We start from the raw sequence: 24,212 nt of genomic DNA, 5'->3' as shown, positions 1-24,212 counted from the left end.
GTCCTTTAGAACCATTAAGGCCGCCAAGGATCCAAGTTTATTTCCAGGGTGGTGTTAACATCACCATCTTTGATTCTGAACATAGGTCTCAATTACAGAAGGATGTTCTATCAGGCAAGATAGACCCTGATGACCTATTATCCGATCTATTGGATTATATTGAGTGTCATTATTATAACCTATTTGAAAATAAAGAAACTAAAGAAAGGCACGCGATACCCGTATCTAGAAGGGGAAACACCCAATGGGCCTTGAGACAATCCTTCAAAAAAGCGGACCTTGCCAAGATAATCAAGAAGGCCTATATCTCTAGAACATGCAACGGTCAGACATTCTCGCACTTGTTCTTCATGACATTGACATTCGATAAACATCTCATGTCCTGCGCCCAGGCCAATCAGTACATCACAACTGCTGGTAAGGGTCCTAACAAATTATTTGCCCGTCTAAACAAGGTCCTGATCGGCGGATATTCCAAGGTCAGCGTAAAAGAATCTACAACATCGGGATATCCTGCCGTTCACATAATCCTCTATCTGAACACACCTCTCAAGATAAAATGGCACGAGAAGAGCCATACTTACCGCCCAGATACTTCGGACCCCTATTCCAAGAAGGTACTGGGATCATTGAAGAACCTCAATGATTGGAATTCCGTAAGTCCTGTGTGGGGTGTCGGTTTCATAGACATATACGGTTTCACAAAGGAAAGACTGTCATTCCATGGTTATGCTAACCCTGTCAATTACATCGCCAAGTACATCTCCAAATCCCTGGATGTGGAAAATATCCCTGAACTCAAGACCTGCAAGAAGGTATCAGAACTTCCAGAGAAGTACCGTACAGCCGTCTGGACGATACTCAACAACCTCATATGGAACTCTCAGACGTGGGTGATATCCAAATCATTCAGGACTGCCCTGAACAGACTGAAAGAGACCAGGGATAAACTCAAGGGCAATTGGGTGCATATTAAAACGGTCAGTATCAATGACCCTTTCCTGTACCTGTTCATGAGTTATTCGTTTGATGATGCTCGAGAGATCTTAAACCGCTTATCATTACCGATAACATAAATTCTAAACTGAAAATTCTAAATCGTTTTCATCCAATCTTCGTCTAATGCCCGAAGCCACCGAACCCCCGCGAATCAGTAATTTTTAATTCAACTGATTGAGAGAATAATTCTCATTCCTTTCTGGATGATGTGAATACTCCTTTCTTCCAAAAATAAATACCAACTATCAGATACACAATACCGCTGCCAATTAAAAAGCCTATATAATTCTCAGACTTGGTCCATGCGAACATGCATAAGTAGTACAGAAGCACTATTGCTCCAACCAGCAAATATATTAATCCCAATTTTTTGATTTTATCCATTGATGTCACTGATCTAATACAATTCGCCCATTATGAAATACAAGAATTTAACAACGTCGAATAAATAAGTTCAACAAAATCATTCATATCTTGTTCAAAAACCGAGTGGAACGAGGTTTTCCGTATAGACTTGATAGAGATAACCCAAGTTAAAACCTACAATACGATCATTGAACAATCGTCAGTTTTCCTTTACTTTTATGAATGTCTTTACAAATGCCAGTAAAAATAACATTACGAGTGGCATTGTTATCAGTATGTAGCTACTTATTCCGTTGAGCATATTGTAAACCACATTAGCTACTGCAAATCCCAAAAGTGCTAAAAATGTAATGATCATCAAAAATTCATGCATTTTACTAGACACGAATAATTCCATTTTCATTCCCTTATTTTCTACTGAATGCTTTAGTTTCATATCTAATTATCGGAAAATCAATATAAATTCGAATCATCAATCAGATATTCCTACTTGATATTACTCGTACTAAGTTAAAACATACGTAAAGGAAAGAGATGGACTAATTCAAGAAATAGAATCAAAAGAAGGATTCGATCCATTCACACGTGCAATATATTGTGACCTTTTCGACAGATACTTCTCAACCCTAAAAGAAATAGAACGTCTAAGAATAGAAATCTACGATATCAAGATGGAAACATCCCCTTGGTTCTTCATCCGTGACGGATTTAGTTCTATTGAATCTACTAACATGTTTGTTAATTCTCAATGAACAAAGCCTGTGAATCTCGTGACTATTACAAAATTCGTAAAAGTAATTTGTAAAAAGTTTATCAATATCTGAAATTATAGTTGTTTCTCAAGATATTTCTTGACAGTTGCAACAATATTTTCTTGCATCTTGTATATGTCCATTGTTTTTTCTATTTTGACCTTATTTTCGATTTCTCCCTCGAATGTGGAAATATATCTGATTGTAGGGGAGTTGAAATAAAGTCTACATATTGGTTTTCTGTTGTTATCATCAAAAAGAATGGCACAATAGCTTTTCGCGTCCCTCATATAAACGCGGCCAGGATCAATTAATTGCGCACAAATTGCACGGACCATCATATAACCTTCCTTTTCATCTTCTGTTGTTACAATACTGTCCTCTTCTACTACCGATTCAGGTTCAACAGGAAGATTGCTTTCTTTTTCATGATCCATAGCAGTCATAAGTCTAGAAGTAACTTTTTCGCTTATGTAGGTTTTAATTGCATCTTTAATAATCGGCGAATATCTTTGTCTTACATTGGGAGTGATACGACCTTCATAGACCTTTACGATCAATATATCTTCAAATTCTTTTGAAGGATTATTCAATTCAGATTCTATTGCTTTCATGATTTCATTACGTATCATCATGTCCTCGGCTGACGGCAAAAGACTTTCAATATTGAATTCATCACGTGAGAATTTAGAAAGAGCTTTGATCTGACGCTCATTGATATTTTCAAGATTAATTATCAAGAAAGGTGTAGTGTCCATTTTGTTCTCTGTTTTGATATCTGAGAAGAACCGATATTCAATACCATTGGTAAGTATTCCTATCTTAGTGTTGGATGTTGAAAAATAACGATACAATTGAGAACCGAATTTTTTATCATCCAAATCAAATCCAATACTTTTACACTCAATAAATATTATAGGTTTGTTATCTTTTAATATCGCATAATCTATTTTTTCTCCTTTTTTAACACCAAAATCAGCAATATATTCTGGACAAACCTCCAAAGGATTTGTGCAGTCATATCCGAGTGCCGTTAAAAAAGGCATTATAAGACCTGTTTTAGTAGCCTCTTCTGTCTTGATAACATTTTTTCTGGCAGGTATCTGAGCAATGAGGGTGTTAAGTTTATCTTCGAAACTGCACGACATGAAAAACGAAGAGTTATATAAATGTATAAAGCCAACTGTCAAAAATTCGGGCATCCATCGTAGACAATAAACAAATTTTAAAATTGTTTCTTATTTTACAATTATCCGATCTGGTTGTTTTTGATCAAAACAAGATTTCCATGTATCTAAACAAAATAACAATATTCTTAATAATATTTGATAAAAATCTGTACTCATGGCGCAATGATGACTGTCTTCTCGATAAGATACTGTTCCAATGCATTGAGGCCGTTCTCACGGCCAATACCACTGTTCTTGTCGCCTCCAAATGGTACCTCGGGCGGGATCCTCGAATGCCTATTCACCCATAGTATCCCTGATCTTATCTCGTCTATCGCCTTGGATGCACTCCTTATGTCGTTCGTCCATATCGAAGCACCGAGGCCGAATCTTGTGGAATTTGCCATCCCTATTGCTTCATCCAGGTTTTCGAACCTTACGATAGGAAGTACGGGACCGAAGACCTCTTCGGTCAAAAGCCTCGAATCCGGTTCAAGATCCGTTATCAATGTTGGAGCATAGAAATTACCCGGACCGTTGAGTTTTTTAGCTCCAGTTATAACCTTTGCTGAGCATATGCTGTCTTTGACGATGCAATCTATGTTGTTCAGTCCTTTGATATTGTTCAGCGGACCGAGATTCGTGCCTTCAACAGCCCCATCTCCTATCCTGAGTTGCTCCGTCGCGGTCTTCAACCTATCAATGAATGCATCCGCCACTTTATCTGCTACAAAAAGCCTCTTGACCGCCGTACATATCTGACCGCAGTTGTAGAATCTACCAGTGACCGCGCCTGCCACCGCTTTGTCGATATCGGCATCGTCACATACTATCATCGGGTCACTTCCCCCGAGCTCAAGTGTCAACCTGATCTTGCCTGCATCGACCATCTTTGAGATCCTTTCTCCGGTCTCAACGGATCCTGTGAAGGACAGGTGCCGGATGTTTCTGTTCCTTGCGATGGCAGCACCTGTTATATTGCCGCTTCCAGTAGCGACCGCGAGGACATCCTCAGGAAGACCAGCGGAATATAACGCCTTTGCAATTTCGATATTTGTTAACGGGGTCGTCTCCGCGGGTTTTACTATGACCGTGTTGCCAGATGCGATCGCGGGCCCTATCTTCCAGGCCATTATAAGTGCCGGCATATTCCACGGGATGATCGCGCCGCATACTCCCATGGGGTACTTATTTGTGAAAGCATATCCATAATCCGACTTCGGCGTGGTATGCCCACATACCGTTCCTGCGATAGATGCATAGAATTCTAAGACCGCAGCAACGCCCTGGATCTCATTCCTCGCCTCAAAATATGGTTTTCCCTGCTCTGATGTCAGGATCGATGCGAGTCTGTTCTGGTCCGTTCTTATGATCTCTGCCGCTTTGTAAAGTACCATGCCTCTAGATGCTGGTCTTCTCTTTGACCATTCGGAAAATCCGTCTTGAAGCCTCTCTATCGTGCTTCCGACCTCATCTTCTGTGAACTCCTCGACCTCTCCGATCTTCTCGTTACTTGCGGGATTAAAAACATCTATTGCCATACTATCGTCTCAAACAAGTCTATTCAACATCTCGTTCCCAAATAACTCTGTGCTAGCATGCCCACCAAGATCTGGAGTGCATATTCCTGACGATATCGTATCAGATATCGCCTTCTCGATATCCCCTAAGCAGTTCATACCTGCGACATGCTCCAATAGCATACCCGCACTCCTTATCGCTGCGATGGGGTTTGCGATCCCTCTCCCTGCGATATCGGGTGCGCTGCCATGCACTGGCTCGAAGAATGAATATTTCTTCCCTATGTTAGCACTCGGAAGCATTCCCAATCCGCCTACGAGGTTCCCGAGCGCATCGCTCAGTATATCTCCGAATAAATTCGTCGTGACTATCACGTCGTATTTACGAGGATTGTATATCGCGTCGAATGTCAGCGAGTCGATATACGCGGCCCTGTATGGTACCCCCATCCTCTCCGCGACCTCTATGCATGTATCTCTGAACAATACGTCTGACTTCAGAACATTCGCCTTGTTTCCTATGGTAAGAGTGCCGCCCTTGAAATCCTTTAGAAGTATCTCACAAGCACACACGGCGATACGCTCGCTAGCCTCCCTCGTCACAACCCTTAATGTGGTGGATCTTTCGGGACCGATGGTCTCTATACCGGAATACAATCCCTCCGAATTCTCACGAACGACCGTTATCTTGAAACCGTTTCCGTACACTGGTCTTATGTTAGCATATAATTCCAACTCACGCCTTATCCTTAATAAAACGCTCTTGTAATTCGGGTCAGGAGGTGTCGTCACGGCACCGAATATGATGGAATCCGCTTCCTTGAGTCTTCTTATGTCCTCATCATCGCATTCGTTTCCGGTCCTCTTCCATTTCTTATATCCGACTTCTACCTCGAAATACTCTGCATCCGGGATATAATGCTCGAGCACCTTCACCGCTACCGGTATTACCTCTTCGCCGACTCCGTCCCCTTTGACGACCGCTATCTTCATACTATATTCCTCCACACATGCCTGGTCTCGATCATCTTGAAGATGACACGCTCCATGTATCGACCCGGAAAAGCACCGTCGAAGAAGATCATTTGTTTCCTCTCCTCAACTCGATGAGTCCGCCAGAATTTATGATCTCCATCATCCTGTCCGAGAGTCTCAAAGACTCGTATCTTATGCCTTCTACCTCGATATACGAACCCTCGAGGGAGACGGTCATCTCATCTCCATCACTGCATTCTATCAGATCCGGGATCTCGAATAACGGGATGCCTCTGTTTATCGCATTTCTGAAAAAAATCCTTGCAAAACTTGTCGCAACGACCGCGACAACACCTGCTTCCTTCAGAGCTATTGCCGCCTGCTCACGTGAAGAACCGCATCCGAAATTCTTTCCTGCGACGACGACACTACCATTGAGACGTGACGACATATCCGGATCCAGATCCTCGAACGCATGCTTTGCCCAGAGTGATTTGTCCTTGGTCCTGAGATACCTTCCGGCTATGATAAGGTCAGTGTCGATATCGTCACCGACCTTCACTACCATTCCTTTCATGGTGCCTCCTTGGGTGATGCGATCTCTCCTTTGAGTGCGGAGAATGCGGCCGTGGTCGGCGACGAAAGATAATATTCTGCATCGACCCCCATGCGATTCTTAAAGTTCCTATTGGCTGTAGAAAGTCCGACTTCCCCTTCTCCCAGCACACCTTGATGCGCACCCAAACACGGTCCGCAGCCTGGTGTACCTATGACAGCTCCAGATTCAACGATATCCCTTAGGACCCCCGTCTCCATTGCCCTCAATAACACGGTCCTCGAAGCAGGAACGACGATGGTCCTGACCTTCACCCGTTTACCCTTGACTATGTCTGCAAAACGCTTTAGATCCTCATATCTGCCGTTGGTACATGTGCCGACAAAGACCTGGTCAAGATGCGTTCCTTCCATATCAGATACGGGTCTTATCGTGTCGACCCTATGTGGTACTGCAAGGACTGGCTCCACATCATCTAGGTCTATCGTCTCCTCTCTTATGTAGTCACAATCCTCCACTTTTTGAGGGGCTGCATCCTTTCCATATTTTCTTAGATAACCGCATGTCACATCGTCAGCATAGAAAAGACCTGCTTTGGCGCCGGCCTCGATGGCCATGTTCGAGATCGTGAGTCTTCCTTCCATCCCTAGATTATTATCGCCAGTGAACTCTATGGCCTTATACGTTGCACCATCCGCTCCAAGCATGCTCACATATCTCAATGCTACATCCTTAGGTTCTGAAAATTTAGGTAATTTTCCTTCCAATTTGATGTTGATGGTCTCCGGTATCTTCAGCCATGTACCACCTGTGATCCAGATGGATGCCATGTCTGATGCTCCTACCCCGGTCGCAAACGCCCCGAATGCACCCATGGTGCAGGTATGCGAATCTGCTCCGACCACGATCTCACCGGGCATTACTCTGCCCTCGCTCATCACTTGATGGCATACTCCCTCTCCTATGTCGTAGAAATTCAGATTTTTCTCTATAGAGAACTTTCTGAGTTCTGCCTGGAGGTTTGCCGTTATCGAATTGTTCGCCGGAATGATATGATCGTAGATTATCGATATTTTTTCAGGATACGCGATTTCCTCCGCCTCCATCTCATGGAATGCTGTCAATGCTTGAATTCCGGAACCGTCATGCGCCATTACTCTGTCCACCATTACATCGACGAAACTGCCTGCTTCTCCTTTCAGGATCCTCTCGGATAGCGTGCTCAATTACACCGTCTCCTTTGCATTCTTTACAATCTCCCTGAGCAATTTCGGTGTGATCGCACATTTATCTTCGCCCCTCTCTTTCACATCGTGGAGTACTTTTTCCATCTGAGCATCCGTAAGCTGATATCCCAGAGTGTTCACGATGTGCTCAAGACCTTTCCTGCCTGTGTGTTTACCTAATACAAACTTCTGCTCCCCGCCTACCATCTCAGGGGGGAAATACTCATAAGTGGCACTGTCTACGATCAAGGCCGCAATATGTATTCCGCTCTCGTGCGAGAATGCATTTTCACCGACAACTGCTTTTGTCTTCGAAACAGGGACGTCCGAATACTTGGAAACCATCTTGGACAATTTGGTAAGATGCGTTAGATCGTATCTGTCTACACCGCCTTTCATCCTCAATGCAACAAGCAGCTCTTCGAGACTTGCATTACCTGCCCTTTCCCCGATACCATTAACCGTTGTATGAAGTTGGAACGCCCCGCATTCTGCAGCTGTGAATGCATTAGCTGTCGCAAACCCCATGTCGTTATGAAGATGAACACACAACTTGTTCTTCAGATCCTTTTTCAGGTCCCTTACTATATCTGCTGTTTGAAGTGGGGTCAGGCACCCTACCGTATCGGCGATACTGCTATACATTGCTCCGTGCTCGTAACCTTGCTTGAACATTTCCTTCAGAAATGAGATGTCCGTCCTGGAACCATCCTCTGCTGAGAATCTCACTTGCACTCCGTGATCTATTGCATAGTCAACCATCTCCAGAGCCTGTGCCAGCATCGCTTCGCGACTCTTATTGTACTTGACCTTTATGTGAAGATCGGATGTTGCAAAGAATATGCTCACCAGATCTACATCGCATGCTATCGCTGCATCGACATCGGATTTGACCGCCCTCGAAAGACAGCATATCCTCGCATCTAATCCGGCCTCTGTTATTCTTTTTATACATTTCATCTCATTTTCGCTTACGCTCGGAAAACCTGCTTCTATCACCTCAACGCCGATAGTATCAAGGCAGCGCGCGATGTCAAGCTTTTCCTCACATGTGAATGAAACTCCAGGTGTCTGCTCACCGTCTCTAAGTGTCACATCACAGATCTCAATATCTAATTTTTTCATGTATCTCACCTTCTGGACATTTTGTCTCTATTATGATGGTTTTTGGACCGACCACAGGTCCCTTCAATATCTTCTTAACTTCTTCGATCCCTAAATTTTTAGGCTCTGCCCACGGGATGTACTTCGTTATATCGATGCATTCCTCGCCTCCCGTCATGCCTAACCTTCTGTTTTTAAGTATGATGGTGATCAATGGAATATCCCTTTCATAAACATCTATCAACGAGTTTATGCCTGAATGGAGAAAAGCGTAATCTCCGATTATCGCTATGCCTGTAGATTTTGCGGCCACAGCGATCGATGAACCCAACCCATAATTCGCCACTCCGATGTAGTAAGGCTTTCTTCTGGCAAGTAATATACATCCAGTGTCGACTACCACCTCGATGCCCTCGTCCGATATGTATTTTAGAAGAGGTTTGTACGGACAGTTCTTGCACAGGCCCAATGTGTAGCCTATATCTTCTACCGTCTCTGGAACCTCTCCCTCCCCCTTGAAAAGCCTGTCTGCATAATCTGCACAGCCTTTAGCCGTGAAAGTCCTACTGACAAGACTTCCGTATTGACGTTCTCTCGGCATCGAATGGACTTTTTGCTTCTTAGGTTTACTGTAAATAATGACGTCAGTGGTTCTCAGTAGTGCTACCCGTGAATATCTTTCAGACGCTATGAATGCATTCTCGAGACTTTGATACACATCCTCTGTGTCGATCTCCATAAGCGGAATCGATGCTACCTCAGCGTACGATCTTGTATCCTGACGGTTCTGAGTACTCTTTGCTTGGGTATCATCCCCCGATATGAGCACTACTCCTCCGATCAACCCCTGGGTCGAAGCGATCACTAGCGGATCTGCAAGTGCGTTCATTCCTACATTCTTCACTATTACTACAGATCTTTTCTTTGAGAGAGAATCCCCAAGTGCATATTCTAAAGCAGTCTTCTCATTTATGACGTTTATAGACCCAGCTTCTTTCGCGAGGTCTGTTATTGGATAACCATGTACCGTGTATGATGTGTCACTCATTGATTTGATACATTCTGCAAGCAATCTCCACATGGTCAAACGACTCCCGTTACAACGACGTCCATACCTACCGTTAAACGTCCTTCTTTTGATTTTTCTTTCATCATACTCGCACTTTTAATTGTAACAGATTCCAATTTGTGCCGTGTCATATCCATGTACCATATGCCCCTTCATAGTCAGTATCCCAAGTTTAGAGTTATACAAAAGATATATTGTTCTGGTCATTATGAATCAAAAATCTGTTACTATACTCTCAATAAAAAGTATGACGTGGGATATATTTTATGAGTTGTATTCATCTTCCCTTATAAATGGCTGGTAATTGGGAGCACACTAGCGTTTACGAATCATAAGTTAATCAATATATATGCAAATTCATTCTCCTCAAATATGAAATTCCTCGTCCTAACTGATTTACACCAAAAGAAATCATGCATAGACTGGATCAATAGAGTAATTTCTGATAACCAGCCCGATTTCACGCTATTCCTTGGAGATGTTACAAACATGGGAACTGGCGAAGATGCCAGAGAAATCCTCAAGATGATCCACTCAGACATCTATGTCATACCTGGAAATTGTGATCCGCTGGATTTTCCTGTTAAAATCGCCTCTGTAGCTCACAATATGCACGGAAAGAGCGCGAAGATCGGTGAATACAACTTGATAGGTTTGGGTGGCTCCAATATAACGATCTTCGGAACGCCCTTTGAACTTGAAGAAGAGGATATCTACAATGCACTTAAGCCCATATCGAAAAAGGGAATGATCCTAATGACGCATGCCCCTTCGTATGGCATTTATGATCATATTCCAAACGGTATGAGCGTGGGAAGTCCCGCGATCAGAAAGATCGTTGAAGAATTCAAACCGATGATCGCTCTGTCTGGACATATACACGAAGACCGCGGAGCACAGACAATTGACGGAACACTGTTCTGTAATCCAGGAGCCGCCAAGGAAGGCTACTGTGCAATCATCACGATCTCTGGAAACAAGACAGACGTTAAACTTATAGGCCCTTTAGATTGACCAAAAAACTGGAAATCTTTAAATATAGAACCATGATTAGTGGGTTCGATTAAAATGGCACTACACCAGGGAAGGTCCAACAGAAAGCCCACTGGAGGCAGACTTGTCGCCAGCAGAGGGAAGAGAAAATTCGAGATTAGCAGAGAGAAGCAGTACACAAAGATGGGAAAACAGTCCCTCAAACAGTACCGCGGAATGGGTGGCAACTCGAAGGTTGGAATGCTCCTTGCAGAATACGCAAATGTCCTTGATAAGAAGACCAACAAGGTCCAGAAGACAAAGATACTCAATGTCAAAGGAAATCCTGCCGACCCTAACTACGTTCAGCGTAACATCCTCAACAAGGGTGCTCTCATCACAACAGACCTCGGAAATGCAATCGTGACATCCAGGCCTGGACAGTGTGGTGCAGTTAACGCCATTCTAATCGAGAACTGATTTTTCATTCCGGGCCTCATGGCCCGGAACTTACGATTATTTTTGACAAATTCTTATACCACGTCGTCCATACCACACCGATATCATGACATACGATGAGGACACGGCAATCACACTTTGGCCGGAATATTTCGATATTGATCGTACCCGCTCCGAAGGAAGAAAACTTCCAAAGAATCTTTGTGTAAAAAATCCACAACTAGATTTGATTGCCAAAGGGGCATTGATACTTGATCTGGAATACAAAGTCCTTGAAAATAAAGCATATCCTTCAAACTGGACAGCAAAATGTGGATGTGTTCGTGTAGAACGTGGAAAATTATCTAAGACAGAGCTCATTCCTAAAATTGGAGAGGTCTTGGTTAAGAATCAAAAATAAGGTTGTGATTTTATGATATCTTCATTGGACTCCAAAGTAATGGATGCCAATTCCGAAGCATTGGGAATTACCAGAGCATCATTGATGACTCACGCAGGACAAGCAATTGCAGACATTATCAGAACCAGGTATTCGAATAAAAGAATAGCTTTTGCATGCGGAAAAGGAAATAACGGCGGTGACGGATACACCGCGGCCAATATTCTTTCACATGCTGACGTTACGATTCTAATAATCTCTCCAACTTCTATAATAAACAGCAGAGAAGCGTTCGAACAATATTCCAAATTGAAATGCCCTAAATTGGATTTTTTTTCAGCCAGATTAGAAGACTATGATGTCATTGTAGATTGCGCATTGGGCACCGGACTTACAGGTGAATTGAAAGAACCGTACGTATCATATGTTAATGCCATGAATGGTTTCAAAGGAGACATAATCTCCATAGATGTACCATCTGGACTTGGTACAGATCATGCAATTAAACCCAAATTAACCTTAGCGCTACATGACATAAAAGATGGGATGACGCCCGAAAATTCCGGAGAGATCATCGTAAGAGACATCGGAGTTCCCACAGAAGCAATAAAAAATGTCGGTCCTGGAGATATGCTCAGATATCCTATACCTGCCAAAGACAGTCATAAAGGATGCGGTGGAACCTTGCTCGTGATAGGCGGTGGTCCTTATTTTGGTGCACCGGCAATGGCGGCAATGGCGGCAATGCGCGTTGGTACAGACATAGTAAAGGTCGCAACACCTTCTTGCAGTTATCCTACAATAGCTTCATTCTCTCCCGTTCTCATCTTAACTGAACTCAAAGGTAACATACTGGCACCAGGACATGTAAAAAAATTACTGGAACTCAGTGAATCCTGCGATGCAGTACTTATCGGTCCAGGCTTAGGCACGGATGATCTCACTATAGAAGCTGTTAATGATTTCGTAAATTCCTGTAAGGCCCCCATGGTCATAGACGCTGACGGATTGAACGCATTGGGCAAGAACTTTCACAGCAATGGAACCCCCATAGTACTGACCCCTCACACTGGAGAGTTCCTTAGACTTGGCGGAACCATCGGAAGTGATCCTGCAAAATATGTGTGCCTAAAAGCAAAAGAAACTAACACAACCGTACTGCTAAAAGGATCCACCGATATCATCTCGAATGGTGAAAAGATAAGATTTAACAACACTGGAAATCCTGGAATGACCAGTGCGGGTACAGGAGATGTACTTGCCGGAATAATAGCAGGTCTCTTAGCGAAAAAAATGTCAGCCTTTGATGCTGCTTGTCTTGGTGCATACATCTCTGGAAGGGCCGGAGACTGTGCTTTCAAGAAAAAATCCTATGGCCTTATCGCCACAGATATTATTGAAAAAATCCCCACCGTCCTTGCAAAGGAACTCAGGTGAAAGTATGGACCTTCAACCGGTCCCAGGTATACCTGCTCTTCGTGCAGATGAGTATCTTATCATTACCGACTTGCATATTGGTTTGGAATCGCATCTCAGAAAGAAAGGATTCCATATCGTATCTCGCACAGACGATATGTTTGACAGTATAATGGAGGCCACGAATAACAAATGTTCCAGGATCGTTATTATTGGTGACATTAAAGACTCCGTTCCCGGTTCTACAAAACAAGAATACAAAGAAATACCATTATTCTTTGAAAGACTGCTGGAACAATTTGATTCCATTGATGTGGTCAGAGGTAACCATGACACGAACCTCGAAGAATTCTTACCAGGCCGTGTCAATATCCGACCTGCATCTGGACTGAAAATAATGGACGTTGGATTTATTCATGGACATACGTGGCCATCCAAAGATGTCATGTCCGCAGATACACTTGTGATGGGACATACTCACCCCTCGGTCATGTTCAGAGACGGTGTCGGAAAACAAACATCTGAACCTTGCTGGGTCAGAGGAAAATTCAAACAAGATGTGCACAGTGATAGATTCGATAACGTTCCTAAGGAATTCATTATTGTACCTGCATTCAATCGCATGCTAGGCGGTTCACCGGTAAATATAATCAATGAACCATTACTCGGACCGATACTTAATAGCGAGATTGTTGATCTTGACAGTGCCAGCATTCATCTTTTAGATGGGATCAATCTTGGAAAACGTTCTGACCTCATGATCAAAGGTAAAGATACTTCAAAATGGAAGAATTGCCCAAAAACAGACTAATATTTTGAAAAATAAAAATTATAAGAGGGGGGTTACCCCTCGTTTTTGCATTCAGTTCTGTTTGAGTGTCTCGAAGACGTCACCATCATTGTATCTGATGACTGCCTCAAGGGGCATCTGACCAGGCAAGCTGTGTGTTGCACAGGAGTTGCATGGGTCATATGCACGGAATGCCATCTCGACCATGTTAAGGAGACCGGGGGAGACCTCGAAGTTGTGGATCAGGCCTTTTGCAACCTTGGCAACATCCATATTGATGGGGCCATTGTTGTTGGTAGTTCCAACAACCAGGTTACAAGCGGTGACGATTCCATCTTCATCACATGTGTAGTCGTGTGTAAGGGTTCCTCTGGGAGCCTCTACACAACCTACACCGCGTCCTCCAGGAACAAGATCGTACTGCTTGATGTTAGCATCAATGAGCTTATCGCTGTATGCATCCTCGTGCAATTTCTCTGCCGAGTACAACAGCTCTATGACTCTTGCCCAGTGTGTGGCCAGTGTGAACTGGACAGATCCTGGTACGCCTACGCTCTTGAAGAAGTCTCTGTACTTTACGAGTTCTGCCTGTGCCTTAGGTGTGGATATACTCTCGCACACATTGAGCCTGGACAGAGGTGACGCACGGTACATACCGCTGTCCATTCCGTCGACGAGTCCCTTGTATCCGGGTTTTCTCAAATAGGGGAACTTCTCATAGGACCATGGTTCGACTGCCTCTCCGATATGGTCGAGGTAGTTCTTCGGGTCATACTTGTCATGTTCCTTTCTGTCGTTGTCAACTACTCTCACAAGTCCGTCATGGAACTCGAGCTGGTTCTTGCTGTTCACAAGTCCCATGTGGTATGTCTCATTGTAGAACAGGTCCTTGTTGGCTATTATGTCGACATATTCCTTGTTCTTGAGGACCACATCCTCGAGGACCTTCATAGAGGTCTCTCCGAATGCCACCAGGTTATCTGCGTATCCCTGGATCTCCTTCTGCTCCTCTTTCGAGATAGCCTTGGATACTCCGCCAGGAACACCCATTACTGGATGTGTTGCCTTTCCGCCGATGATCGCCTGGATCTTCTGAGCCTCGGCACGTGCTTTGAGGACTGCTCCTCCAAGCTCGAGCCCGACACGTGCAACTACGCCGAGAACGTTCCTCTCTGCTGCGGGTGCAGCAGGTCCGCACACGAAATCGGGTGCAGCCAATGCGTAGAAATGCGCAATGTGGCTGTGCACGAAGTGTGCATGGTAGAACGTATCTCTGATGTGGAATGCTGCCTCGGTAGGCTTGGCATTATAACATCCGTCGATGGCCTTGGTGGAAGCAAGGTGGTGTGCGCCGGGGCAGACACCACAAAGCCTAGCCGTTATCTGGTTAAGCTCTGTTACCCTTCTTCCGATACAGAATCTCTCGAATCCTCTGACCTCGGGAACCTGCCAATATGCGTTCTTAACGTCTCCCTTGTCGTCGAGGAAGATCTCTATCTTTCCATGTCCCTCGAGACGGGTGATGGGGTCGATCTCGACCCTGTTGGTGGTTACTTTATGCTTGTCATCCCAAATGATAGGTCCGGCCATTTACTGACCTCCTTTTTCATTGACGGCGGTCTTGATCAACGATTTGGCCATCGTGAACGCGTAGAAGTATCCAAGAGGATCCTTTATGGTGCTCATGATGTCGATGATCTTGTCCTCGCCGATAATTCCGTCATCCTCAAGGATGGGGAACAGCGAAGCGACTGCTGTGAGTGCGCTTGCTCCGTGCTCCTGAACCTCTGCTGTGGGGCCGTAGCATCCACGGCAAGGTTGTCCAGCACGTGTACATTTTGCATTGCATCCTCCGACCGTTGCTGGTCCGAGGCAAAGAATTCCCTGATCCATAAGACAAAGATCCGGATCAACATTGACCTGGTATGGTTCTTTGATCACGGTTATCCTTCTGAACTCCTTGTGCCTGGGGCACTGATCGCAGAGAGAACTCTTCGTTACACCGATCTCTGTTCCCTTGGGGGGTAGAGCGATTCCGTGATACGCGAAGTCCACAACTGCTTTGAGAAGCTGAGATATAGTCTCCTGCATAGGAGGGCATCCCGGAACAAAGTAGTCCACATCGATCGTCTGGTCGAGAGTCCTTACTCTATCGTACAGGACTGGCAATGTGAGCTCTCCCTCAGGTGCCTTGTAGGACGTCTGAGGCATGACAGGCGCTTTCGGATGGTAATCCTTCTGGAAGTTTGCGGTACTGGGGGTCTTCGTATAAACGTAGTTCAATATCTCTTTGCTTCCACCGGGAACCAAGTTCGCAAGTGCAGGCGATCCGCCGAAACATGCGCACGATCCGTAAGATACGACGATCAAGGACTTCTTCCTGAGGAGTTTGACCATATGCTCGTTCTCAGAGTTTCTGATCGCTCCGGAGATTATCGAGACCGTGATGGAACCGTCCTTCATGGCTTCAATATCCTTCTCCTTTCCGTCAGCTGCAACAGGCCACATCACTATGTCTGCCATATCGCCTATGGTAAGGATCCTCTCATTGGTATCCAGGATCGAAACGTCGCATCCACCGCAGGCCGCTGCCCAATAGATCGCTAGCTTGATCTTTCCGTTCGGGGGTGCTCCTGGAAGGAGTTCTCCGAGATCTGCTGCAGGCATGTAATTTGCTGCAACCGACTCAGCGGTCTTTGTTTTGCATGCGGGTGCTGCAGACTTCTCGTTCTTCTTTGCTCCACAGCAACACTCATTTGCCTTGTGCTTGTCAGTTTCTGCGTGCTTGGGCTTCTCAGCCTCGACATGCTTTTCCTTATCTTTGCTCTTGAATCTGTCGAAGAATGACATCACTGCACCTCCTTGAGGGGTGTAGGTCCGAGCGCCTTTATGGTGTCTATGAATTCAGTCATCGTCTTCTGGAATTTCTCTCCTTCAGAAGCTGAGACCCACTCGAGCCTCAATCTCTTGGAATCGAATCCGTACTGCTCTAGGACCATCCTCAGGAGTGCGATCCTCCTTCTTGCCCTGTAGTTTCCGCCTATGTAGTGGCAGTCTGCGGGGTGACATCCTAGGATGATCACGCCGTCCGCTCCTTTCGAGAAGGCCCTGAGAACGAACTCAGGATCTACCCTTGCACTGCACATTGTCCTTATTATACGGAAGTTCGGTGGCATCTGAAGTCTTCCAACCCCGGCACCATCTGCTCCCGCATATGAACACCAGTTGCAACAGAACGTTACTATTCTAGGTTCAAAATCTGCCATTATAATCACTCTCCTCCTACTGGGAAATCAAGAAGTGCATCTATCTCTGCGATAATCTGCTTGCTCCTGAATCCTCTTTGCTCCATTGCACCGGCAGGACATGATGCTACACAGCATCCGCAGCCTTTGCAAAGTCCAGGATTGACATTACTCTTCAACCTTCCGGAAACAGGGTCTATGTCGATGGTTATTGCATTGTAGTCGCAACATCCCTCACAGACACCGCATCCATCACAGATATCGTGGTTGGACACTGCGATGATACCGTCGGAGATGATCTTATCCTTGGATATTACGGTCAACATCCTTGCCGCAGCTCCAGATGCCTGTGCGATGCATTCATCCATGAATTTAGGCCAGTGTGCTGCACCTGCAACGTATACACCTTCTGTAGCGAAATCTACAGGCCTTAGTTTCTGGTGAGCCTCGAAGAAGAATCCGTCCTTGCTGATCGGGACCTTCACCATCTTCGCAAGACACTCCTTCTCCTCACGGAGAGGTGTGATACCGATAGATAGAACAAGTGTATCAACATGGATCTCAACATCCTGACCCAAGATCACATCATGAGCCTTGACAACGTGACCCGAATACTCTGGGAGCTTGTCATCTACACAGTACCTTAAGAATTTGACACCGAGCTGACACGCTTTGTTGTAAAGCTCCTCACGGAATCCATATGTCCTAATGTCCTTGTGAATGATGGTCACATTGACGGTCGGGTTCTTCATTTTCATCTGAATGGCCGCACGCAGTGCGGATGCACAACAGACACGAGAACAGTATTTTACAGAATCCGATCTGGATCCAACACACTGGATGAAAGCCACATCTTTTCCTGAGAACTTGCCCTCTGCAAGCTCTTTTTCTGCTTCGTTGATGGTCATGACCTTCTTGTCCTTGCCGTAGTTGTACTCGGTGGGCTTGTAAGGTGCTGCTCCTGTAGCGAATAATACTCCACCAACAGGATATTCCTTTCCATCATCGGTCAGAACCTTAAAGTTCCCAACGAATCCGGGAATGTCCTTTACGACCACGCCAGTATGGACATTGATCTTTGGACAGTTCTTCACTTTGTTTATTGTTTCCTTCAAGAAATCAGAGACTGCAATTCCATCTTCCTTATGGACCATGTTGCGTGCATATCCTCCGAGCTCCTTCTCCCTCTCGAACAATTCGACATGGTATCCCTGAGCCGCTATATCGAGGGCTGCAGTCATACCGGTGATACCTCCACCAATGATGGCAGCGACATTCGTAACTGGGATCTCAGATCCAACAAGGGGTTCGAGCAATGCTGTCTTTGCAATTGCCATCCTGAGAAGGTCTTTCGCTTTGGCAGTTGCTGCCTCATGAGAATGCATGTGGATCCACGAGCACTGATCACGAATATTTGCCATGTTGAAGAGATATTTGTTAAGTCCTCCATTACGGCAGGCCTCCCTGAACAAAGGCTCGTGTGTCCTTGGTGTACAGGATGCGACTACCACTCTGTTAAGGTCTTTCTCTACGATTGCTCTCGATATTGATTCGAGGCAGTCCTGCGCACATGCATATTGGGACTGTTCAGCCATTACGACATTAGGAAGTCCTTTTGCATATTCGGTGACATTTGGAACATCTACCACAGATCCGATATTGATACCGCAGTGACATACCCATACACCGATACGAGGCTCCTTTCCTTCAACATTCTTCTCTGCTGGGTATACCTTTGGTGCACATGGAATAAAGTGCTCATCAACAATGTATGCTCCTGCCTTTCCCGCTGCTCCAGATGCCTCTGCGACAGATGTTGGAATGTCCTTTGGTGCAGCGAATGCGCCGGTTACGAATATTCCTTTCTTTGTCGTCTCTAGAGGGTGGAAAACAGTTGTCTTACAGAATCCGTACTCATTGAGTGAGATTCCAAGGGTGCTCGCCAATTTCGCTGCGCCCTCAGGGGGTGCAAGTCCAATCGAGAGAACTACGATATCGTACGTTTCAGATATGCCGTTGTTTTCCTTGTCGGTGAAGTTGATCGTAAGCTCTTTGGTCTCAAGATCCTCTTCCACATTAGCTACACGGGATGACCTGTGCATATTGATGTGGTATTCATCCTCTGCTCTGTGGATGTACGCTTCGAATTCCTTTCCGTAGGATCTGATATCCATAAAATAGATATCTTCCTGAACATCAAGGTGTTCCTTGGTGATCATTGCCTGTTTGGTCGCATACATGCAACATACAGATGAACAGTATTTCTTCCATCCTTTCTTTTCGGACCTGGATCCGCAGCACTGGATGAATGCGATCTTCTTAGGTTCTTCGCCTGTTGAGGGGACCTTTATGTGTCCTCTGTCAGGTCCGGATGCGCACATCATCCTCTCGAACTCGAGAGCTGTGACCACATTCTTGAATCTGCCATAGCCGTATTCTGTCGCAATGCTAGCATCCCATACCTGGAATCCTGCGGCTGCGATTATGGAACCGACCTCAAGCTCGATCACTTCGTCTTTGTCATCGTAGTGGATTGCTTTCTTTCCACAAACCTTGGCGCAAACTCCACATTTTCCTTCCTTGATCATCTTACAGTGTTCTGGGTCGATGATTGCAACCCTAGGTACTGCCTGAGCATGGGGAATGTAGATTGCTCTCCTTGTGGAAAGCCCGTACTCGAACTGGTCGGGAATGTTCTTCTGAGGGCACTTCTGGGTACAGTCGCCGCATGCCGTACAGGACTTTGGATCGACGTACCTGGCCTTTTTCAAGACTTTTACCTTGAAGTTGCCGGCCTCCCCACTAACGCTCATGACCTCGTGATAGGTCAATGTGGTGATGTTAGGATGTCCTATACAATCCGCCATTTTTGGTGATAGGATGCAAGCAGAACAATCGTTCGTTGGAAATGTCTTGTCCAGACGGCACATAGTTCCTCCAATGGTGGGGAGTCTCTCCACCAAATAGACGTGTATGTTCCTGTCTGCAAGATCCAACGAGGCTTGAATACCTGCGATCCCTCCACCGATAACCATTGCTGATTTTGTCAAATCTATGCCTCCGTGTTATCCAATTGGTATTGGAACGTGGGTGGGAATCATGTAACCGATTAAAACCCTTATTACACAAGCTTTATATTTATAAACTCTGTTTATTCGCATAATTTTATTGAAAGTTAGTTTTATTAAAAAATCATTTGTTGGTTGATGCTTTTTCATATGTTCCAGATATTGTAAAAATAATATGTTGGTTGGTTTGTTATTTAAGGTAATTCTACTATTTTTTTTGTATCAGATTTACATACGAAAATTAAATTAGTATGCAGTAAAAAACTGACCAAGAAAGGTCTAAATGAATCATAAGAAATGTTATTAAACCAAACCTTTATCTAGAGTAATATGGAACTTACCAACCCCGTTCTAGCACTGGGTCTAATCATCATTTCAATCGGAGTTATAACCATGGTCTTTTACGTCCAGATTCGTGTAACTAACAAAATGAAACTCGCAGGTGTCTTCGGTAAGGGCAAGTCGAGAAAGTCTACTTATTTTTTGGACGAGGGTGAAGACGAAAAGAGATGTGAGATCTGCCATGGAAAAATCGAGAACGAAGAACTTGCCGTGTGCAAATGCGGCAAGCTTTTTCATAGGGTCTGCGCAGAACCAACAGGCACATGCCCGTACTGTGGTGCAAAATTCGAAGAAATGACGATCCGCGAACCCGAAAGAACAAGATGTCCAGTGTGCGGCAGATTCGTAAAAGGCAATATATGTGAATGCGGTGCCGTACTTCCAAGAAAAGACAATACATTCCTTTGCTCTTGTGGTAATCGCGTTGACGTGAATAAACCCGTTTGCAAAAAATGCGGAGCCGTGTACGAGAGCGTCACAATGCATACAATAAAGAGGAAAGACTGATGGTCGTCAAGGAAAAAAGAGGAAGGCGGAGATATGTTCTATTCAAGGTCTCACCGTGTTTAGACAAGGATACTCTGATACGAAGAGCAAATAGGATTTGTGACGGAGAAGATGCTCCCTATGTAATCCAATGTGACCATGGAATGGCTATCATCAGATGCCCTCCTGAGAAAAAGACCCACATCATTGAGATAATGTCTTGTATAGACTCGGATTGTTCATCCATTACCACTTCTGGTACCCTTAAAACCCTGAGGGATGCTTACCCTGACCTCCGCACGAAGTCCAAGAAGAGATGAACAATACTACTAGGAACGTGCGCGATATAACGTTAAATACTGGTGTGCAATTGCTAACTTCGATTAGGAAGTATTAATCATGCAACCAGGACAAATGGCATATGACAGGGGAATAACCGTTTTCTCCCCTGACGGAAGATTGTTCCAGGTCGAATACGCCCGTGAGGCGGTCAAAAAAGGTACCACCACCATAGGACTCAAGTTCAAAGATGGTGTCATCCTTGTTGTTGACAAAAGAGTATCTAGTAAACTCGTCGAACCTGAATCCATAGAGAAAATTTTTGACGTCGATGACTACATCGGCTGTGCAACCTCTGGCCTCGTTGCCGATGCCAGAGTATTGGTGGACGAAGCAAGAAAGGCAGCACAGATCCACAAAGTTAACTACGGCGAGAACATCGGCGTAGAGATGCTTGTCAAAAAAGTTTGCGACTACAAACAGCAATACACACAGTATGGCGGAGCACGTCCCTTTGGAACGTCCCTCCTAATGGCAGGTGTGGATGATATCGGTGTCCATCTCTTCGAAACAGACCCCTCTGGGGCATTGGTCGCCTACAAAGCAACATGCATTGGATCTGGACGCCCAGTTGTCATGGACATCCTTGAAAAAGAATTCAAGGACAAAATGACTTTCGAAGCAGCTCTTAAACTCGGTTTGAAAGCTCTTGGAGCCGCTATTGACGACACTCCTTCCGCAGAGTCTGTAGAAATCGGTGTTGTCGAAAAGGACAAGAAATTCAGAAGACTCTCCGAAGCAGAGATCTCCAAAGTTATTGGCAAGATGTGAAGGTGACTTAAATGGTCAACCTCGATGATGCGATAATTGCCAAACTTGAAAGCCACGGTGAGACATTTGAGATCCTTTTGGATCCAAAAGTGGTCGATCTCATAAAAGCTGGAAAGAAGTTCGATATAACAGAATATATGGCCGTTGAAGACGTTTTTAAAAACGCCAGCAAAGGTACTCGCCCGGCAGAGAACAAGGTAAAAGAGGTATTCGGCACGGAGGATATCTCAACAATCGCGAAGAGGATAATGGAAAAGGGAGAAATACAGATAACGGCAGAACAACGTAAAGAGATGATGGAAGCAAAAAGACATCAGGTCATCACCTACATTGCCGCTAATGCTATTAATCCCCAAACAAAGCTGCCACACCCCCCTATGAGAATAGAGCTTGCACTGGAAGAAGCTAAGTTCCATGTGGACCCGTTCAAACCACTGGACAAAGAGATCGAAGAGGCAATGAAACTCCTTCGCCCAATACTTCCGATTAGATTTGAAAAGAGCAGGGTCGCAATCAAACTCAAAGGCGAAGACTATGGACGTTGCTATGATGAACTCATCCACTATGGCATCGTAGAAAGAGAGGAATGGGAGGCGGATGGTTCGTGGATAGGAATAATGGAACTGCCCGCCGGTATAGTACCCGAAGTAACTGAGAAGCTAAAGAACAGGACAAAAGGAAATGTCTCGATCAAGCTGATCAGCTGATATAACATTTACAAGAAGTGATACAATGGAAAAAAGAAACACCAGGTCCCCACGCGAAATAGTGGTGCCCGGAGATGTGCTAGATGATAGCGGTATGGTCTCAGGTAGTAACACATACATGCTTGATGGCAAAATATACGCCAACGTTTTAGGCGTCAGGAACATATTTCAGAACACTGTGAGCGTCATCCCTCTCGGAGGACGCTACATGCCTACAACAGGCGATACCGTCATAGGAATCATCGAAGACATTGGACCATCCAACTGGTTGGTCAATATCAACGCACCCTACCCGGCACCCCTTCACGTTAACGAAGTGCCTTGGAAGGTCGAATTCGGAGACACATCTAGATATCTTAAACTCGGTGATGTTGTGATGCTCAAGGTCCTTACAGTGGACGAGAGCAAGAAGATCCAAGTGACGATGAAAGATTCCGGACTAAGAAAGATCGAGGGTGGACAACTAGTAGAGATCCCTCATTCTAAGGTCTCAAGGGTCATTGGAAAAAGCGGATCGATGATCCAAATGATCAAGAACCTATCTGACTGCCGTATATTCGTAGGACAGAATGGAAGGATCTGGGTTGACGGAGACGACGAAAACGTGCAGGTCGCGGTGGATGCAATAAAACTCATTGAGAAGAACGCACAATCTAGCAACCTCACAGACAAAATCAAAGACTTTATAGAGAGCAAACTCCCGCAAACCGCAAACGACGACGATTATGATCTTGCGGACAAAGAGGAGGAGTGAAAATGAGCGGACACACAGATATGGTATTAGTTGACGAAAAGGGCATAAGGATCGACGGCAGGACCGCCGAACAACACAGGCCCATTCACATTGAAGCAGGGGTCCTCAGTAACGCTGATGGTTCTGCATATTTAGAAATTGGAAAGAACAAGGTACTCGCAGCGGTCTACGGTCCCAGGGAATGTCATCCCAGACATCTTCAGGATCCTACCAAGGCGATCATTCAATGCAAATATAACATGCAGGCCTTCTCAGTAAGCGATAGGAAGAGACCAGGACCCGACAGAAGGTCCGTTGAGATCTCCAAGATCATCGCAGAAGCGTTGGAGAAGGTAGTTCTGACCGAACTTTACCCACGTGCATCCATTGATGTCTACATTGAGATCCTCCAGGCAAACGCCGGAACAAGATGCGCAGGTTTGACCGCTGCGTCGGTCGCACTCGCGGATGCAGGTATCCCGATGAGAGATATCGTCCCCGCAATAGCTGCAGGCAAAGCGGACGGCCACGTGTTACTTGACCTGAACAAGGAAGAGGATAACTACGGACAGGCAGACGTGCCCCTCGCAATAGTACCGTCAACCGACGATATCGTTCTTTTACAAATGGACGGGAACATGACCCGTGAAGAGTTCGACCATGCGATCGATATGGCCTTCGGTGCATGCCACGAAGTCTATGAAGAGCAGAAATCGGCACTCAAAAAACGTTATGATTCCAAACTCAAACAGGAGGAATCAGAATGAGC

General features: G+C 45.1%; 24 protein-coding genes. 12 read left to right on the top strand and 12 right to left on the bottom strand.

The window, feature by feature from the left end; genetic code table 11:
* The first annotated feature begins 251 nt into the window (after window positions 1-251).
* Window positions 252-1,076 carry a hypothetical protein gene (locus KRP56_01675; protein ID UAL07991.1) on the top strand — a complete coding sequence of 275 codons (825 nt, stop codon included), beginning with the start codon at window positions 252-254 and terminating at the stop codon, window positions 1,074-1,076.
* A gap of 488 nt (window positions 1,077-1,564) precedes the next feature.
* Here the strand turns inward: KRP56_01675 and KRP56_01670 are convergent, their stop codons facing one another.
* The 8 genes from KRP56_01670 to KRP56_01635 form a co-directional block, all read right to left on the bottom strand.
* A complete protein-coding gene (locus KRP56_01670; protein ID UAL07990.1) occupies window positions 1,565-1,801 on the bottom strand; it encodes a hypothetical protein in 237 nt (78 codons plus the stop codon).
* A 390-nt stretch (window positions 1,802-2,191) separates the two neighbouring features.
* Window positions 2,192-3,319, bottom strand: a complete 1,128-nt coding sequence (locus tag KRP56_01665) for a type I restriction enzyme HsdR N-terminal domain-containing protein (protein ID UAL07989.1) — start codon at window positions 3,317-3,319, stop codon at window positions 2,192-2,194.
* Between the two features lie 140 nt (window positions 3,320-3,459).
* Window positions 3,460-4,827, bottom strand: coding sequence for an aldehyde dehydrogenase family protein (locus tag KRP56_01660; protein UAL07988.1), 1,368 nt, complete (start codon window positions 4,825-4,827; stop codon window positions 3,460-3,462).
* 9 nt (window positions 4,828-4,836) lie between these two features.
* A complete protein-coding gene (locus tag KRP56_01655; GenBank protein ID UAL07987.1) occupies window positions 4,837-5,799 on the bottom strand; it encodes a hypothetical protein in 963 nt (320 codons plus the stop codon).
* An 88-nt stretch (window positions 5,800-5,887) separates the two neighbouring features.
* Window positions 5,888-6,358 (bottom strand): 3-isopropylmalate dehydratase, encoded by a 471-nt coding sequence (locus KRP56_01650; GenBank protein UAL07986.1) that lies wholly within the window; start codon window positions 6,356-6,358, stop codon window positions 5,888-5,890.
* Window positions 6,355-7,563: a 3-isopropylmalate dehydratase large subunit gene (locus KRP56_01645; GenBank protein ID UAL07985.1), complete on the bottom strand. Its 1,209-nt coding sequence runs from the start codon at window positions 7,561-7,563 to the stop codon at window positions 6,355-6,357. The genes KRP56_01650 and KRP56_01645 overlap by 4 nt, the downstream gene beginning before the upstream one ends.
* Entirely contained in the window at window positions 7,564-8,688 is a 1,125-nt protein-coding gene (locus KRP56_01640; protein UAL07984.1) for a homocitrate synthase family protein, read from the bottom strand.
* The gene (locus KRP56_01635) at window positions 8,669-9,715 is read right to left on the bottom strand and encodes a hypothetical protein (protein ID UAL07983.1); all 1,047 of its coding nucleotides are present in this window, start codon (window positions 9,713-9,715) and stop codon (window positions 8,669-8,671) included. The genes KRP56_01640 and KRP56_01635 overlap by 20 nt, the downstream gene beginning before the upstream one ends.
* Window positions 9,716-10,108: 393 nt before the next feature.
* On the opposite strand from KRP56_01635, the gene KRP56_01630 reads away from it, so the two are divergent.
* The 5 genes from KRP56_01630 (at window position 10,109) to KRP56_01610 (ending at window position 13,773) form a co-directional block, all read left to right on the top strand.
* The gene (locus tag KRP56_01630; protein UAL07982.1) at window positions 10,109-10,750 is read left to right on the top strand and encodes a metallophosphoesterase; all 642 of its coding nucleotides are present in this window, start codon (window positions 10,109-10,111) and stop codon (window positions 10,748-10,750) included.
* 54 nt (window positions 10,751-10,804) lie between these two features.
* The gene (locus tag KRP56_01625) at window positions 10,805-11,188 is read left to right on the top strand and encodes a 30S ribosomal protein S8e (GenBank protein UAL07981.1); all 384 of its coding nucleotides are present in this window, start codon (window positions 10,805-10,807) and stop codon (window positions 11,186-11,188) included.
* 85 nt (window positions 11,189-11,273) lie between these two features.
* Window positions 11,274-11,567, top strand: a complete 294-nt coding sequence (locus KRP56_01620; protein ID UAL07980.1) for a signal recognition particle subunit SRP19/SEC65 family protein — start codon at window positions 11,274-11,276, stop codon at window positions 11,565-11,567.
* A gap of 12 nt (window positions 11,568-11,579) precedes the next feature.
* The gene (locus tag KRP56_01615) at window positions 11,580-12,983 is read left to right on the top strand and encodes an NAD(P)H-hydrate dehydratase (GenBank protein UAL07979.1); all 1,404 of its coding nucleotides are present in this window, start codon (window positions 11,580-11,582) and stop codon (window positions 12,981-12,983) included.
* Between the two features lie 4 nt (window positions 12,984-12,987).
* Window positions 12,988-13,773, top strand: coding sequence for a metallophosphoesterase (locus KRP56_01610; GenBank protein UAL07978.1), 786 nt, complete (start codon window positions 12,988-12,990; stop codon window positions 13,771-13,773).
* A gap of 51 nt (window positions 13,774-13,824) precedes the next feature.
* On the opposite strand, the gene KRP56_01605 is transcribed toward KRP56_01610, so the two are convergent.
* Genes KRP56_01605 through KRP56_01590 form a run of 4 tightly spaced genes read right to left on the bottom strand, consistent with a single transcriptional unit; the run spans window position 13,825 to window position 20,032 of the window.
* The gene (locus tag KRP56_01605; protein ID UAL07977.1) at window positions 13,825-15,342 is read right to left on the bottom strand and encodes a Ni/Fe hydrogenase subunit alpha; all 1,518 of its coding nucleotides are present in this window, start codon (window positions 15,340-15,342) and stop codon (window positions 13,825-13,827) included.
* On the bottom strand, window positions 15,343-16,602 hold the full coding sequence (locus KRP56_01600; protein UAL07976.1) for an oxidoreductase: 1,260 nt from the start codon (window positions 16,600-16,602) through the stop codon (window positions 15,343-15,345). It lies immediately after the preceding gene.
* Entirely contained in the window at window positions 16,602-17,021 is a 420-nt protein-coding gene (locus KRP56_01595; GenBank protein ID UAL08422.1) for a hydrogenase iron-sulfur subunit, read from the bottom strand. The genes KRP56_01600 and KRP56_01595 overlap by 1 nt, the downstream gene beginning before the upstream one ends.
* A 2-nt stretch (window positions 17,022-17,023) precedes the next feature.
* Complete coding sequence (locus KRP56_01590) at window positions 17,024-20,032, bottom strand: FAD-dependent oxidoreductase (GenBank protein ID UAL08421.1); 3,009 nt, start codon at window positions 20,030-20,032, stop codon at window positions 17,024-17,026.
* A 363-nt stretch (window positions 20,033-20,395) separates the two neighbouring features.
* Here KRP56_01590 and KRP56_01585 point away from each other — a divergent pair, with 363 nt between their 5' ends.
* The 6 genes from KRP56_01585 (at window position 20,396) to KRP56_01560 (ending at window position 24,210) form a co-directional block, all read left to right on the top strand.
* Window positions 20,396-20,914: a hypothetical protein gene (locus KRP56_01585; GenBank protein ID UAL07975.1), complete on the top strand. Its 519-nt coding sequence runs from the start codon at window positions 20,396-20,398 to the stop codon at window positions 20,912-20,914.
* Complete coding sequence (locus KRP56_01580) at window positions 20,914-21,213, top strand: hypothetical protein (protein UAL07974.1); 300 nt, start codon at window positions 20,914-20,916, stop codon at window positions 21,211-21,213. The genes KRP56_01585 and KRP56_01580 overlap by 1 nt, the downstream gene beginning before the upstream one ends.
* A 94-nt stretch (window positions 21,214-21,307) precedes the next feature.
* Window positions 21,308-22,003: an archaeal proteasome endopeptidase complex subunit alpha gene (psmA, locus tag KRP56_01575; GenBank protein UAL08420.1), complete on the top strand. Its 696-nt coding sequence runs from the start codon at window positions 21,308-21,310 to the stop codon at window positions 22,001-22,003.
* Between the two features lie 11 nt (window positions 22,004-22,014).
* A complete protein-coding gene (locus KRP56_01570) occupies window positions 22,015-22,710 on the top strand; it encodes a ribosome assembly factor SBDS (GenBank protein UAL07973.1) in 696 nt (231 codons plus the stop codon).
* A gap of 25 nt (window positions 22,711-22,735) precedes the next feature.
* A complete protein-coding gene (locus KRP56_01565) occupies window positions 22,736-23,464 on the top strand; it encodes an exosome complex protein Rrp4 (protein UAL07972.1) in 729 nt (242 codons plus the stop codon).
* A 2-nt stretch (window positions 23,465-23,466) separates the two neighbouring features.
* Entirely contained in the window at window positions 23,467-24,210 is a 744-nt protein-coding gene (locus KRP56_01560; protein UAL07971.1) for an exosome complex exonuclease Rrp41, read from the top strand.
* Window positions 24,211-24,212 lie beyond the last annotated feature (2 nt).

Origin of the sequence: Candidatus Methanogranum gryphiswaldense (assembly GCA_019262145.1) — an archaeon.
In the GTDB taxonomy this organism is placed as follows: domain Archaea; phylum Thermoplasmatota; class Thermoplasmata; order Methanomassiliicoccales; family Methanomethylophilaceae; genus Methanogranum; species Methanogranum gryphiswaldense.
The sequence above is the reverse complement of the archived record's forward strand: the minus strand, read 5'-3'. Positions and strand labels throughout refer to the sequence as shown.

What these genes read in the sequence shown, in the direction of transcription:
- KRP56_01665 (UAL07989.1), bottom strand. Translation starts at nt 3,319, where the DNA reads ATGCCCGAATTTTTGACAGTTGGCTTTATACATTTATATAACTCTTCG.
- KRP56_01585 (UAL07975.1), top strand. Translation starts at nt 20,396, where the DNA reads ATGGAACTTACCAACCCCGTTCTAGCACTGGGTCTAATCATCATTTCA.
- KRP56_01650 (UAL07986.1), bottom strand. Translation starts at nt 6,358, where the DNA reads ATGAAAGGAATGGTAGTGAAGGTCGGTGACGATATCGACACTGACCTT.
- KRP56_01660 (UAL07988.1), bottom strand. Translation starts at nt 4,827, where the DNA reads ATGGCAATAGATGTTTTTAATCCCGCAAGTAACGAGAAGATCGGAGAG.
- KRP56_01610 (UAL07978.1), top strand. Translation starts at nt 12,988, where the DNA reads ATGGACCTTCAACCGGTCCCAGGTATACCTGCTCTTCGTGCAGATGAG.
- KRP56_01640 (UAL07984.1), bottom strand. Translation starts at nt 8,688, where the DNA reads ATGAAAAAATTAGATATTGAGATCTGTGATGTGACACTTAGAGACGGT.
- KRP56_01670 (UAL07990.1), bottom strand. Translation starts at nt 1,801, where the DNA reads ATGAAACTAAAGCATTCAGTAGAAAATAAGGGAATGAAAATGGAATTA.
- KRP56_01590 (UAL08421.1), bottom strand. Translation starts at nt 20,032, where the DNA reads ATGGTTATCGGTGGAGGGATCGCAGGTATTCAAGCCTCGTTGGATCTT.
- KRP56_01635 (UAL07983.1), bottom strand. Translation starts at nt 9,715, where the DNA reads ATGAGTGACACATCATACACGGTACATGGTTATCCAATAACAGACCTC.
- KRP56_01600 (UAL07976.1), bottom strand. Translation starts at nt 16,602, where the DNA reads ATGTCATTCTTCGACAGATTCAAGAGCAAAGATAAGGAAAAGCATGTC.
- KRP56_01560 (UAL07971.1), top strand. Translation starts at nt 23,467, where the DNA reads ATGAGCGGACACACAGATATGGTATTAGTTGACGAAAAGGGCATAAGG.
- KRP56_01625 (UAL07981.1), top strand. Translation starts at nt 10,805, where the DNA reads ATGGCACTACACCAGGGAAGGTCCAACAGAAAGCCCACTGGAGGCAGA.
- KRP56_01615 (UAL07979.1), top strand. Translation starts at nt 11,580, where the DNA reads ATGATATCTTCATTGGACTCCAAAGTAATGGATGCCAATTCCGAAGCA.
- KRP56_01630 (UAL07982.1), top strand. Translation starts at nt 10,109, where the DNA reads ATGAAATTCCTCGTCCTAACTGATTTACACCAAAAGAAATCATGCATA.
- KRP56_01620 (UAL07980.1), top strand. Translation starts at nt 11,274, where the DNA reads ATGACATACGATGAGGACACGGCAATCACACTTTGGCCGGAATATTTC.
- psmA (UAL08420.1), top strand. Translation starts at nt 21,308, where the DNA reads ATGGCATATGACAGGGGAATAACCGTTTTCTCCCCTGACGGAAGATTG.
- KRP56_01570 (UAL07973.1), top strand. Translation starts at nt 22,015, where the DNA reads ATGGTCAACCTCGATGATGCGATAATTGCCAAACTTGAAAGCCACGGT.
- KRP56_01655 (UAL07987.1), bottom strand. Translation starts at nt 5,799, where the DNA reads ATGAAGATAGCGGTCGTCAAAGGGGACGGAGTCGGCGAAGAGGTAATA.
- KRP56_01565 (UAL07972.1), top strand. Translation starts at nt 22,736, where the DNA reads ATGGAAAAAAGAAACACCAGGTCCCCACGCGAAATAGTGGTGCCCGGA.
- KRP56_01580 (UAL07974.1), top strand. Translation starts at nt 20,914, where the DNA reads ATGGTCGTCAAGGAAAAAAGAGGAAGGCGGAGATATGTTCTATTCAAG.
- KRP56_01605 (UAL07977.1), bottom strand. Translation starts at nt 15,342, where the DNA reads ATGGCCGGACCTATCATTTGGGATGACAAGCATAAAGTAACCACCAAC.